General features: G+C 61.4%; 10 protein-coding genes. 9 read left to right on the top strand and 1 reads right to left on the bottom strand.

Features of this window, described 5'->3' with window-relative positions; translation table 11 throughout:
- Positions 1-351 precede the first annotated feature (351 nt).
- Positions 352-2,529 (top strand): malate synthase G, encoded by a 2,178-nt coding sequence (locus AD663_RS02675; RefSeq protein WP_053213228.1) that lies wholly within the window; start codon positions 352-354, stop codon positions 2,527-2,529.
- 222 nt (positions 2,530-2,751) lie between these two features.
- Here AD663_RS02675 and AD663_RS02670 read toward each other — a convergent pair whose 3' ends face one another.
- Positions 2,752-3,198: a response regulator gene (locus tag AD663_RS02670; RefSeq protein ID WP_053213227.1), complete on the bottom strand. Its 447-nt coding sequence runs from the start codon at positions 3,196-3,198 to the stop codon at positions 2,752-2,754.
- Positions 3,199-3,456: 258 nt separating this feature from the next.
- Here AD663_RS02670 and AD663_RS02665 point away from each other — a divergent pair, with 258 nt between their 5' ends.
- From AD663_RS02665 to AD663_RS02630, 8 genes are all read left to right on the top strand, one after another.
- Positions 3,457-5,391 carry a putative nucleotidyltransferase substrate binding domain-containing protein gene (locus AD663_RS02665; RefSeq protein WP_003177634.1) on the top strand — a complete coding sequence of 645 codons (1,935 nt, stop codon included), beginning with the start codon at positions 3,457-3,459 and terminating at the stop codon, positions 5,389-5,391.
- A complete protein-coding gene (locus tag AD663_RS02660; protein WP_003177633.1) occupies positions 5,388-6,095 on the top strand; it encodes a PolC-type DNA polymerase III in 708 nt (235 codons plus the stop codon). The genes AD663_RS02665 and AD663_RS02660 overlap by 4 nt, the downstream gene beginning before the upstream one ends.
- A 225-nt stretch (positions 6,096-6,320) precedes the next feature.
- Positions 6,321-6,839 (top strand): RNA polymerase sigma factor, encoded by a 519-nt coding sequence (locus AD663_RS02655; RefSeq protein ID WP_003177632.1) that lies wholly within the window; start codon positions 6,321-6,323, stop codon positions 6,837-6,839.
- Entirely contained in the window at positions 6,836-7,810 is a 975-nt protein-coding gene (locus AD663_RS02650) for a FecR domain-containing protein (protein ID WP_003177631.1), read from the top strand. The genes AD663_RS02655 and AD663_RS02650 overlap by 4 nt, the downstream gene beginning before the upstream one ends.
- 233 nt (positions 7,811-8,043) lie before the next feature.
- Entirely contained in the window at positions 8,044-10,482 is a 2,439-nt protein-coding gene (locus AD663_RS02645) for a TonB-dependent siderophore receptor (protein ID WP_053213226.1), read from the top strand.
- 217 nt (positions 10,483-10,699) lie between these two features.
- Positions 10,700-11,830, top strand: coding sequence for a PepSY domain-containing protein (locus tag AD663_RS02640; protein WP_003177629.1), 1,131 nt, complete (start codon positions 10,700-10,702; stop codon positions 11,828-11,830).
- The gene (locus AD663_RS02635) at positions 11,827-12,006 is read left to right on the top strand and encodes a hypothetical protein (RefSeq protein ID WP_003177628.1); all 180 of its coding nucleotides are present in this window, start codon (positions 11,827-11,829) and stop codon (positions 12,004-12,006) included. Before AD663_RS02640 ends, AD663_RS02635 begins: the two co-directional genes overlap by 4 nt.
- Positions 12,007-12,209: 203 nt before the next feature.
- Complete coding sequence (locus tag AD663_RS02630) at positions 12,210-13,508, top strand: MFS transporter (RefSeq protein ID WP_003177627.1); 1,299 nt, start codon at positions 12,210-12,212, stop codon at positions 13,506-13,508.
- The last annotated feature ends 21 nt before the right edge of the window (positions 13,509-13,529 follow it).

Here is a 13,529-nt window from a genome sequence, read left to right as displayed (position 1 = left end):
ATTAGATTTATCTGGAACAATGATCCGTTTTTTTGAGAACATCCGCTACCGCGTCGTGACTGTACTGCTTTAGTCGGTCGCGGAACGACGCAATTAGTCTAATTTTCACAACCGCAACTGATCATGTAGTATGCCGCAGCGCGCACTACATAACGTTGGACCGATGTCTGCCAAGGCGCAGTCGCATCCCTGAAAAGCCCCGTCAGCAAGGCTTAACGCCGTGATAGGACCCACCCAGCCGCCAGCGATGGCATGTACTGGTTCCGGGGTTTGTGGTTTAAATGTCCCGAGGCTTCATTGTCAAAATCGAAGAGCTGAAAAGCGAAATAGCTGAGCAGAGTGAGGCAAGCAATGACTGAACACGTTCAAGTCGGTGGCCTGCAGGTCGCCAAAGTCCTGTTCGACTTCGTGAATAACGAAGCCATCCCCGGAACCGGCCTGACCGCCGACGCGTTCTGGGCCGGTGCCGACAAGGTCATCCACGACCTGGCGCCGAAGAACAAAGCCCTACTCGCCAAACGCGACGACTTCCAGGCGCGCATCGATGCCTGGCACCAGGCCCGTGCCGGCCAGGCCCACGACGCCGTGGCTTACAAAGCCTTCCTGCAAGACATCGGATACCTGCTGCCAGAAGCGGCGGACTTCCAGGCCTCGACCCAAAACGTCGATGACGAGATCGCCCGCATGGCCGGCCCGCAGTTGGTGGTGCCGGTGATGAATGCCCGCTTCGCCCTCAACGCCTCGAACGCCCGCTGGGGTTCGCTGTACGACGCCCTGTACGGCACCGATGCCATCAGCGAAGCCGATGGTGCGGAGAAAGGCAAAGGCTACAACAAGGTTCGCGGCGACAAGGTCATCGCCTTCGCCCGCGCCTTCCTCGATGAAGCGGCGCCCCTGGCAGCCGGCTCCCATGTCGACTCCAGCGCTTACAAAATCGTCGACGGCAAACTGGTGGTCACCCTCAAGGGCGGCAGCAACAGCGGTCTGCGCGACGATGCCCAACTGATCGGTTTCCAGGGCGATGCCTCGGCCCCGAGCGCGGTGCTGCTGAAGCACAACGGCTTGCACTTCGAAATCCAGGTCGATGCCAGCACCCCAGTCGGCCAGACCGATGCCGCCGGCGTCAAAGACATCCTGATGGAGGCCGCGCTGACCACCATCATGGACTGCGAAGACTCGGTCGCCGCCGTCGATGCCGATGACAAAGTGGTGATCTACCGCAACTGGCTCGGCCTGATGAAGGGCGACCTCTCGGAACAAGTCGCCAAGGGCGGCCAGACCTTTACCCGCACCATGAACGCCGACCGCGTATACACCGCAGCCGACGGTTCGAGCGTGACACTGCACGGCCGTTCGCTGCTGTTCGTGCGCAACGTCGGCCACCTGATGACCATCGACGCCATCTTGGACAAGCAGGGCAACGAAGTGCCGGAAGGCATTCTCGACGGCTTGATCACCAGCCTGGCAGCCATCCACAGCCTCAACGGCAACACCACCCGGCGCAACAGCCGCACCGGCTCGGTGTACATCGTCAAGCCGAAGATGCACGGGCCGGAAGAAGCCGCGTTCACCAACGAGCTGTTCGGCCGCGTCGAAGACGTGCTGAACCTGCCACGCAACACCCTCAAGGTCGGGATCATGGACGAGGAGCGCCGTACCACGGTCAACCTCAAGGCTTGCATCAAGGCCGCCAGCGAGCGCGTGGTGTTCATCAACACTGGCTTCCTCGACCGTACCGGCGATGAGATCCACACCTCCATGGAAGCCGGCCCGATGGTGCGCAAGGCCGACATGAAGGCCGAGAAGTGGATCGGCGCCTACGAGAACTGGAACGTCGACATCGGCTTGAGCACTGGCCTGCAAGGTCGCGCACAAATCGGCAAGGGCATGTGGGCCATGCCGGATTTGATGGCGGCGATGCTCGAACAGAAAATCGCTCATCCGCTGGCCGGCGCCAATACGGCCTGGGTTCCTTCGCCCACCGCCGCCGCGCTGCACGCGTTGCACTACCACAAGGTCGACGTGTTCGCCCGCCAGGCCGAACTGGCCAAGCGCACCCGCGCTTCGGTGGACGACATCCTGACCATCCCGCTGGCCGTCAATCCGAACTGGACGCCCGAGCAGATCAAGAACGAACTGGACAACAATGCCCAGGGCATCCTTGGCTATGTGGTGCGCTGGATCGACCAGGGCGTCGGTTGTTCGAAAGTGCCGGACATCAATGACGTCGGCTTGATGGAGGACCGTGCGACGCTACGTATTTCCAGCCAGCACATCGCCAACTGGCTGCGCCACGGCATCGTCACGCAGGACCAGGTTATGGAAAGCCTCAAGCGCATGGCGCCGGTGGTGGACCGCCAGAACGCCAGCGACCCGCTATATCGTCCGCTGGCGCCAGACTTCGACAGCAATATCGCCTTCCAGGCGGCGGTCGAACTGGTGATCGAAGGCACGAAGCAGCCTAACGGCTACACCGAGCCGGTGCTGCACCGTCGTCGTCGCGAGTTCAAGGCAGCCAATGGGTTGTGATTGAGCGGTAGTGATGAAACGCAAAAAGCCCTGATCGAAAGATCAGGGCTTTTTTTTATTGGGCAATAGTGCTTTTTGTGGCGAGGGAGCTTGCTCCCGCTGGGCTGCGAAGCAGCCCCCTTTCCCCAGCATCCGAAACCTCATTGACTGACTTGCGACTGCTGCGCAGTCGAGCGGGAGCAAGCTCCCTCGCCACAACAGCCTTGCACAATGGGATGCAGGCTACAGATCCATCCCCAACTCATGCTTGACCAACCCGAGCAGCTTCTCGGTATCGATCGGCTTGAGCAAAAAGTCCACCACGCTCAGGTGCATGGCCTCGATGGCGTCCTTCACGTCGGCATCGCCGGACACGATGATGATCGGCAGCGCGGCCCGTTCGGATTCGCGCACCAGCCGCACCAGTTCCAGGCCATCGACATTGCCCATGCGTAAATCGGTGATCAGCAGGCCGATCGAAGGCTTGGTTTCCAGCATCTTGAGTGCTGTTTCACCGCTGGCGGCGGTCATGCAGTGAATACCGTCCAGCGCCAGAATCTCTGACAGCAGCTCGCGGGCGTCCTTGTCGTCATCGACGATCAAGACGCGCTGTGGCGGCAGGTCAGGTTCCAGCATGACGGCACTCAGCGCCTCGCGCTCGGCGTCACTCAAAATATCGTGGTCGGGCATGGTGCTCTCTACGTTCTATAAAATCGATCCCCTGGCACAGTGGTCAGACATCGTTCTGCGGCGCTTCAATGTGCACTTCGTCGGATTTTTTTCCAAGAACAATCAATGAAGTTTTTTCCACGTTCAAACCTGGGTTTTTTCCGCGGTGGCGGCTCTTTGCGGCGACCTAGACTTACGTCCAATGGGCACCCCGCGCTCAGGAGCCGACCATGAGCGAACAGATCCGACCACAAAAATTCGAAAAAGACTGCGCAGGTTATGAAAAAAGCGGACGCCTTCATCCAGGCAGGAAAAACTGCGGTGTTGCAAAACATCCAGGGCACGCTGCAATTTCTCCAGCGGTTCCCCCCGTTCAATCAAATGGAAAATGCCCACTTGGCTTATCTGGTGGAGCAATGCCTGCTGCGCTTCTACGCCACGGGTGAAAGCATCATCAAACCGGCCGACGGCCCGGTGGAACACTTTTACATCGTCAAGCAGGGCCGCGTGGTGGGCGAGCGTCCCCATACGGCCAAGGGTGGCACCGAGACCACCTTCGAGATCACCACCGGCGAATGTTTCCCTCTTGCCGCGCTGCTGGGCGAGCGCGCCACACGCACCGAGCACCTGGCTGGCGAAGATACCTTCTGCCTGCAACTGAACAAGCCGGCCTTCATCAAGCTGTTCGCATTGTCCGGCCCCTTCCGCGACTTCGCCCTGCGCGGGGTCAGCAGCCTGCTCGACCAGGTCAACCAACAGGTTCAGCAGAAATCGGCCCAAACCTTGGGCACGCAGTACTCGCTCAATACCCGATTGGGTGAGCTGGCGATGCGTCACCCGGTGAGTTGCAGCCCCGAAACGCCCCTGCGTGAAGCCGTGAAACTGATGCATGAACAACAAGTCGGCAGCATCGTCGTGGTCAATGAACAGAAAGCACCGGTGGGGATTTTTACCCTGCGCGACTTGCGGCAGGTGGTGGCCGACGGCTCGGGGGATTTTTCCCAGGCCATTGCCGAGCACATGACCCAGGCACCCTTTTTCCTCTCGCCGGACCACAGCGCTTTTGATGCGGCCATCGCCATGACCGAGCGTCATATCGCCCACGTCTGCCTGGTCAAGGAACAGCGCCTGTGTGGCGTGGTGTCGGAGCGCGATCTGTTTTCCCTGCAGCGTGTCGACCTGGTGCACCTGGCCCGGACCATCCGCAGCGCCCCACGGGTGGAAAACCTCGTGGCCCTGCGCGGCGAGATCGGTCAATTGGTGGAGCGCATGCTGGCCCACGGGGCGTCGTCGACCCAGATCACCCACATCATCACACTGCTCAACGACCACACCGTATGCCGGGTCATCGAGTTGACCCTGGCCGACAAGGGCGACCCGGGCGTGCCCTTCAGTTGGCTGTGTTTCGGCAGCGAAGGCCGGCGCGAGCAAACCCTTCACACCGATCAGGACAACGGCATCATTTTCGAGGCACGAGACGCGGCCCATGCGGCGCAGATCCGTGGTGTTTTGTTGCCCATCGCTCAGCAGATCAACCAGAGCCTGGCTTTGTGCGGCTTCACCTTGTGCAAGGGCAACATCATGGCCGGCAATCCCGAGCTGTGCCTGTCCCGTGCCGAATGGGCCCGGCGCTTTGCGGCATTCATCCGTGAAGCGACGCCGGAAAACCTGCTGGGCTCAAGCATCTATTTCGACTTGCGAGTGGTCTGGGGCGACGAACAGGGCTGTGAGCAATTGCGCCAGCAGCTTCTTGAACAAGTCGCCGATAACCGTTTGTTCCAGCGCATGATGGCTGAAAACGCGCTGCGTCATCGCCCACCGGTGGGACGCTTCAGGGATTTCGTGCTGAGTCGCAAGAACGGCGAGAAGGCAACCCTCGACCTGAAAGTGCAAGGCCTGACGCCCTTCGTCGACGGGGCTCGCCTGTTGGCGCTGGCCAATGGCATCGAAGCCAACAACACCCTGGAACGTTTGCGGCAACTGGTCATCAAGGAAGTGATCGAGCCCCTGGACGGCGCGGCTTACGAAGAGGCCTATCACTTCATCCAGCAGACCCGCATGCAGCAACATCAGCTGCAGACCCGCGAGAACCTGCCCTATTCCAATCGCGTCGACCCCGAGAGCCTCAATCACTTGGATCGACGTATCCTGCGCGAATCCCTGCGCCAGGCCCAACGCCTGCAAAGCAGCCTGACGCTGAGGTACCAGCTGTGAGCCTGTTTTCCTGGCTGCGCCCGGCCCAGCCGACGCTGCCCGACGGCTTGCAGCAGCACCTGGAGCGTCTGCCCGCGCCCACGCCGCTGGGTGAGTGCAGCCTGCGGGAACAGCGCTGGGTGGTGCTGGACCTGGAAACCACCGGGCTGAACCTGAACAAGGATCAAGTGCTGTCCATCGGCGCAGTGGTCATCGAGGACGGCGCCATCGATTTCAGCCAGCAATTCGAACGCACCTTGCAGTGCGACAAGCAGAAACTGGGGCCCAGTGTGTTGATCCACGGCCTGGCGCCCAGCGCCATCGCCGCCGGCAGCAATCCGGCCGAGGCGCTGTTGGCGTTCATGGCGTTTGTGGGCGATAGCCCGCTGCTGGCGTTCCATGCGCCGTTCGACTCTCACATGCTCGGGCGGGCATTGAAGGATTATTTGGGTTACCGCTTGCAGCATCCGTTCCTGGACGTGGCTGACCTGGCCCCGATGCTTTGCCCCCAGGCCAACCTGCGCAAGGCTGGCCTGGATGAGTGGATCGACTGGTTCAAGCTGCAAGTCTTCGACCGTCACAACGCCAGCGCCGACGCCCTGGCCACCGCCGAACTGGCGCTGATCCTGTTCAGCCGCGCGCGCCAGCAGCAAATCCAGAGCCCGCTTGAGCTGCAACAGCGGCTGGGCCAATGGAAACGCCGACAGCAGGCGCCTTCGCTTTAACCTGAAATTTACGAATACCGAGCTTTTGTGGGAGCGGGCTTGCTCGCGAAAGCGGTGGGTCAGCTTGCGTCGATGGTGAGTGTGCAGCCGTCTTCGCGAGCAAGCCCGCTCCCACATGAGCACAGCGTCATGCAACACCGCCCGACCAGCGCCAATTGCTTTCTTTCCCCCGCCTCTGCCACAATCGCGAACAATTCTCGTTACTTAAAACGTCGGTGATGCTCCGTGTCGTCAATCCCTAGCCCCCACAGTGATCTGGTTGGTGCGTTGTACCGTGACCATCGCGGTTGGCTATTGGCATGGTTGCGGCGCAATGTGGCGTGTGCACAGCGGGCCGAAGACCTGAGCCAGGACACCTTCGTGCGCCTGCTCGGCCGGCAAGAACTGACGGCGCCCCGCGAGCCCCGCGCGTTCCTGGTGGCGATCGCCAAAGGGTTGTTGTTCGACCATTTCCGTCGGGCAGCGTTGGAGCAGGCTTATCTCACCGAACTGATGCTGATCCCTGAAAGCGAACAGCCGTCCGTGGAAGAACAGCAACTGATCCTCGAAGACCTCAAGGCGATCGATCGCTTGCTCGGAAAATTGTCCAGCAAAGCCCGCGCAGCCTTCCTCTATAACCGCCTCGACGGCCTCGGCCACGCCGAAATTGCCGAGCGCCTGGGGGTCTCGGTGCCGCGGGTACGGCAATACCTGGCCCAGGGCATTCGTCAGTGCTACATCGCCCTCTACGGTGAGCCCACATGAACCCCGCCCACGCCAAACCGGTCTCGGCCAGCGTCCTGGAGGCCGCGATTGCCTGGCAGCTATCGCTTGACTCTGGCAGCGCCCAGGAGCGTGAAGCGTTCGCCCGCTGGCACGCCGCCGATGAAGAGCACGCCCGGGCCTGGCGGCAGCTGGGCATGCTTGACCAGCGTTTCAGCGTCGCCAGCGGGCCGGCGCGGGCCGCGTTGCTGCAATCGCGGGCGAGCATCAGGCGCCGGGTGCGCAAGGTCGGCAGCGGCCTGGCCACTATGGTTGCAGTCATCGGCTTGGCGCTGTTTGCCGGGGACCGCTACGTGCCATTGGAATACTGGCTGGCCGATCAGCGCACCGCCACGGGCGAGCAACGCACCTTGCGCTTGGCCGACGGCACGCTGATCAACCTCAATACCCACAGTGCCTTGGATGTGCGCTTCGATGACAAGCAGCGGCGCATCGTCCTGCAAGAAGGCGAGATTCTTGTGGAGACCGGTCACAACGACCCGCGTCCCTTTATCGTCGAGACTCGCGACGGCAGCATGCGTGCCCTGGGCACGCGGTTCCTGGTCAAGCGCGAGGAGGAAGGCACACGCCTGAGCGTATTGAAATCGGCGGTGGCGGCACACCCGCAGGCGACCGACGCCGAGCAGATCCTGCGCGAAGGCCAACAGGTGCTGATGCGCCACGACGGTCTCGGCCCGACCCTTGCCTTGAACCCCGGCGCCGATGCCTGGACCCGCGGCATGTTGGTGGTGGACAACGCGCGCCTTGAAGATCTGGTTCACGAATTGGGGCGCTATCGGCGCGGATACCTGGGCGTCGAGCCGCAAGTGGCGGATTTACGGATCACCGGCAGCTTTCCGTTGCACGACACCGACCTGGCCCTGATGGCGCTGCTGCCGACCTTGCCAGTGCAGGTCGAGCATCACACACGGTGGTGGGTGGTGGTGGGGCCCAGGACCGAGGCCAAGCGCTGAGCAATGTTGTGTCAGGCAGTCAGCCTTCGCGAGCAGGCTCGCTCCCACAGGGAATTGCGGGCGGCTCGGTCAGTGTGGGAGCGAGCTTGCTCGCGAAGAGGCCACCCCACACAAAACAAAACCCAAGCCGATCCAAAAACTAAATCTAAATTATTTTCATCCAGCCCTATCACTTTTCAATTTTCGTCCGGCACTGAGGCAATTGAGAAATATTTCCATTCAGGAGCCGCCATATGTCCCGTCCGCTAGACAACCTGTTGCGCCCCAGCCTATTGGCCGTCGCCATTGCCTTTGCCGTTCCGCTCGCCAGCAGCCCGCTGGTGGCTGCCGAACAGGCTTCCAGCATGCGCGCCTACAACCTGCCCGCCGCGCCACTGGCCAGCACCTTGAACCAGATCGCCAGCCAGGCCGGCCTCGCCCTGAGCCTGAACCCGTCCCTGGCTTCGGGTAAAACCTCGGCGCCGGTCCAAGGTCAGTTCGACGCCACGGGCGCGTTGCGCCAGGCCCTGCGCGGTACCGGCCTGCAACTGGAACAAAGCAGCGCCGGCACCTACAGCCTGGTGGCAGTACCGGAAGGCGTGATGGCCTTGCCGGAAACCAGCGTGATCGGCGCTGGCGTCAGCGAAACCGCGTGGAGCCCGTCCGAAGGTTACGCCGCCACCCGCACTGCCGCCGGCACCAAGACCGATACGCCGATCGTCGAACTGCCCCGCTCGGTTTCCGTGGTCACGCGCCAGCAGATGGAAGACCGCTCCGTCCTCAACCTCAATGACGCCCTGCGCTACACCGCCGGCGTGCAGAGCAGCGGCTACGGCTCGGACTCACGTAATGACTGGCTGTTGGTGCGTGGTTTCGTGCCGACCCAGTTCCTCGATGGCCTGCCATTGCCCAGGGGCAACTACATCACGCCGAAAATCGAGCCCTGGAACCTTGAGCGCATCGCCGTGCTGCGCGGCCCGGCGTCTTCGGTCTACGGCCAGACGCCACCGGGCGGCATGCTCGACATGGTCAGTCGTCGCCCACAAGTCGAAAGCAGCAACGAAGTCGAACTGCAGGCCGGCAGCTACGAGCACAAGCAGATCAATTTCGACAGCACCGGCAAGGTCGATGACGAAGGCCAGTTCCTCTATCGAATCAGCGGCACCGTGCGCGACAGCAATTCCCAGGTCGACCACATTCCGGACAAGCGCTACAACATCGCCCCGAGCCTGACCTGGAATATCAACGAAGACACCCGCCTGACCTTCCTGTCCCAGTACACCCGCGACGACACCGGTATCACCGGCCAATTCCTGCCGTTGCAAGGCACCAAGCTGTCCTCGCCGGCCGGCAAGATTTCCCATCACAAGAACCTGGGTGATCCGGATTGGGAATACTACGACCGCACCTATTACGCACTGGGCTACAACTTCGAGCATCGCTTGAACGACACCTGGCAGTTCCGCCAGAACTTGCGTTATACCAAGAGCGATCTGTCGTTCCAGGGCATCTCCGCCGGCGGCTCGTTCTGGCCGGACGGTCCGGACGAATCCGTGAGCGCCGATGGCACCGTGAAACGCAGCGCCAGCATCGTTGATGAGGACATCAGCCAGTTCGCGGTGGATAACAACTTCCAGGCCGATTTTGAAACCGGGGCCTTGGACCATACGTTGTTGCTGGGCCTGGACCACCAGCGCTCCAACAGCAACGCCCGTTGGCGGTGGGGGTCGGGCGGCGTGCCAACCAGCAACGTCAATAACCCGAGCTACGGCCAGGACTTCTCCAACGTCCAGTTCTTCGACATGTATGACTACAACCAGAAAACCAACCAGACCGGCCTGTATATCCAGGATCAGATCGCCTTGGACAACTGGCGCCTGACCCTGGGCGGCCGTGAAGATTGGATTCACACCGGCACCGTGTTCCACAACCAGAACGATGCGACCAACACCCAGCGCGACAAGAAATTCAGCGGTAACGCCGCGCTGAGCTACGTCTTCGACAATGGTGTGACGCCTTACATTTCCTTCGCCCAGTCGTTCCAGGCAGCGGCAGGCTCGGTTGTCACCAGCACCGAAGCATTCAAGCCGACCGAAGGCGAACAGTACGAGGCCGGCATCAAGTACCAGCCTCCAGGCACCAAGACTTTGCTGACAGCAGCAGTGTTCGACCTGACCCAGAAAAACAACTCGGTGACCGAAAACAACGTCACCCGCCAAGTGGGTGAGGTTCAAGTGCGCGGCCTGGAGCTGGAAGCCTCGGGCGACGTGACCGACAACCTGAAGCTCATCGGTTCCTACACCTACAACGACAGCGAAATCACCAAGGGTACCGCGGCAGAGAAAGGCAAGCGCATGGCCCAGGTGCCACGCAACCAAGCCACCGCCTGGGCCGACTACACCTGGCACAACGGTCCGCTGGATGGCTTCGGTGTGGGTGCCGGTGTGCGATACGTCGGCGACACCTACGGCAACACCACCAACACCGATTGGGGCCATGTCGGCTCATACACCGTGTACGACGCCTCGGCCCATTACGACCTGGGCCGTTTGAACAAGACGCTCCAGGGCGTCACGGTGGCGGTGGACGCGAAGAACGTTTTCAACAAGGACTACCTGTCCACCTGCGACGGTTTCTATTGCTACTACGGCGACCAGCGCAACGTCGTCGCCAGTGTGAATTACAAATGGTAAACGGTTAGCATTTGCAAAACCTTTTGAGGACATCTGTACCCGAGACCTGTCAGTCAAATGAAATCCCTGTGGGAGCGAGCTTGCTCGCGAAGACGGCGTAACAGTCAACATTGATGTTGTCTGGCACACCGCTTTCGCGAGCAAGCTCGCTCCCACAGGTTTCGCGGCTTGACTGACGGGGCTCAGGCATCGAGGCCCTCTTGCATTCGGATCGCTCATGAAAAGCAAAACCATCCGCCGCTGGTCCTTCGTCCACACCTGGACCAGCCTGATCTGCACGGTGTTCCTGCTGATGCTGGCAATCACCGGGCTGCCATTGATTTTCCATCATGAAATCGAACACCTGCTCGGCGACGCCCCGGAGTTTCGGCAACTGCCAGCCGACACGCCACCGCTCGACCTGCAACAACTGGTGGAAAAAGCCAAGGCCCATCGTCCGGGTGAAGTGGTGCAGTATTTTGGCTGGGACGAGGACGAGCCCAACGGTGTCATCACCATCATGGCGCCAACACCCGGCACCGAGCCCAACGCCTCCCACACCTTCATGCTCGACGCACGCACCGGCGAAGCCCTGGAGATGCCCTCGGCCAACGGCGGCTTCATGATGGTCATGCTGCGCCTGCACGTGGACATGTTCGCCGGTTTGCCGGGCAAGTTATTGCTGGCATTCATGGGCCTGTTGTTCGTGGTTGCCATCGTCTCCGGCGTGGTCTTGTACCTGCCGTTCATGCGGCGCTTGAAGTTCGCCACGGTGCGCCAGGACAAATCCACGCGCCTGCGCTGGCTCGATCTGCACAACCTGATTGGCGTTGTCACGCTAGTCTGGGCACTGACCGTAGGCGTTACCGGCGTCATTGCCGCATGCGCCGACCTGATCATTGCCGCCTGGCGCAACGACAGCCTCAGCGCCATGGTCGAACCCTACCGCAACGCCCCGCCGCTGACGCAATTGGCACCGGCGAGCCGTTTGCTCGACATCGCCAAGGACGTCACGCCGGGCATGGAGCCCAGTTTCATCGCCTTCCCCGGCACGCTGTTTTCCAGTCAGCATCACTACGGCGTGTTCATGAAAGGCAGCACCCACCTGACCTCGCATTTGCTCACACCGGTACTGATCGATGCCAGCACGCTCCAGGTCACCGCCGTGGCCGAACGGCCGTGGTACATGGACGTCATGAGCCTCTCGCTGCCGCTGCACTTCGGCGACTACGGCGGCCGGCCGATGCAGATCTTCTGGGCCACGCTCGATGTGCTGACCATCATCGTCCTGGGCAGTGGCGTTTACCTGTGGCTGGTGCGGCGCAAAGCGGCCAAGCGTGCAACCGCCGCGGCGGGAGTCGCCTCGTGAAGCCACGTCAGTCGAGTTTCTGGAAAGTATTTGGCGTGCCCGTGGTGATCGGCGTTCTCTGTGCCGCCGGGCTTTTCAGCGCACTGCTGGGTGACGGCTTGTGGGACGCCGTCAGCTGGCTGGGGCTGGGCCTACCTTCGTTGTTGGCGGTGCGCGGGTTGATCCCGCGCCGCTGAGCCATCCGGCTGCCTTTCGCCTGATGGGGCAGCCTTTTCTCTCCTCATACGATAACCATCGATACGCCGGTTGTTACACATCGCCGAAGCTTTGACATATTTGTTGACAATTTAATCATTGCGCCACTATAAATGCGCACGTTGTACGACAACCTACAACATGACATGCGACGCCAAATCCAAAAATAATTGATGGTGAAGTGATGAAAATCAAAGGCATCCGCTGGTGGATGGTCGGCCTGGTCACGGCCGGCCTGATGGTCAACTACCTGGCTCGCAATACCCTCTCGGTGGCTGCGCCCACCCTGATGAGTGAAATGAACATCTCCACCGAGCAGTACTCCCACATCGTCGTGGCGTGGCAAATCTGCTATGCCCTGATGCAGCCAGTGGCCGGGTACATCATCGATGCCATCGGCACCAAAATGGGCTTCGCCATTTTCGCTTTCGCCTGGTCCATCGCCTGCGCCGCAGCGGCCATGGCTTCGGGCTGGCAAGGCCTGGCGTTTTTCCGTGGCCTGCTCGGCCTGACGGAAGCCGCTGGGCTGCCGGCTGCGGTAAAGACCTCAACCGAATGGTTCCCGGCCAAGGAACGCTCGGTGGCCATCGGCTGGTTCAACATCGGTTCGTCGATCGGCGCCGTGCTGGCTCCGCCGCTCGTGGTCTGGGCGATCCTGAACAGTGGTTGGGAATTGGCGTTCCTGATCGTTGGCGGCCTGGGCGTGGCCTGGACGTTCCTCTGGCTGATCTTTTACAAGCATCCACGCGACCAGAAGCTCCTGGGCGACACCGAGCGTGACTACATCCTCAGCGGCCAGGAAGCTCACTTTCAAGACCCGACGCCGAAGAAAGGCAGCTGGAAACGCATCATCGCCAGTCGCAACTTCTACGCCATCGCCAGTGCGCGGATCCTCTCCGAGCCGGCCTGGCAGACGTTCAACGCCTGGATCCCGCTGTACCTGATGACCGAGCGGCACATGAACATCAAGGAAATCGCGATGTTCGCCTGGCTGCCGTTCCTGGCCGCCGACCTGGGCTGCGTGCTGGGCGGCTACCTGAGCCCGTTCTTCCACAAGTACTGCAAGGTGTCGTTGTTCACCTCGCGCAAGATGGTCCTGCTGTTCGGCGCCTCGTGCATGATCGGTCCGGCCTGCATCGGCCTGGTCGCCAGCCCATACACCGCGATCGCCCTGCTGTGCGTCGGTGGTTTTGCCCACCAGACCTTGTCCGGTGCGCTGTACGCCATCACGTCCGACTCGTTCGGCAAGAATGAAGTCGCCACCGCCACCGGCATGGGCGGGATGTTCGGTTACTTGGGCGCTGCGGCGTTCACCCTGCTGTTTGGCGTGATGGTCACCAAGATCGGCTACAGCCCGCTGTTCGTGCTGCTGGCCATCTTCGACGTAATCGCAGCGTTCATCGTCTGGACCGTCGCCCGGGAGCTCAAGCAGCAACCAACCACCTCGGCGCCAGCACCACAGGTGCTTCAACCCGTCGCCTAAAGCGCCGCGCGACCGGGCTTG

The organism is Pseudomonas sp. Q12-87 (assembly GCF_001269755.1).
Lineage (GTDB): Bacteria > Pseudomonadota > Gammaproteobacteria > Pseudomonadales > Pseudomonadaceae > Aquipseudomonas > Aquipseudomonas fluorescens_S.
Note: the sequence above shows the minus strand (reverse complement) of the source record. Positions and strands in the feature narration are given on the sequence as shown.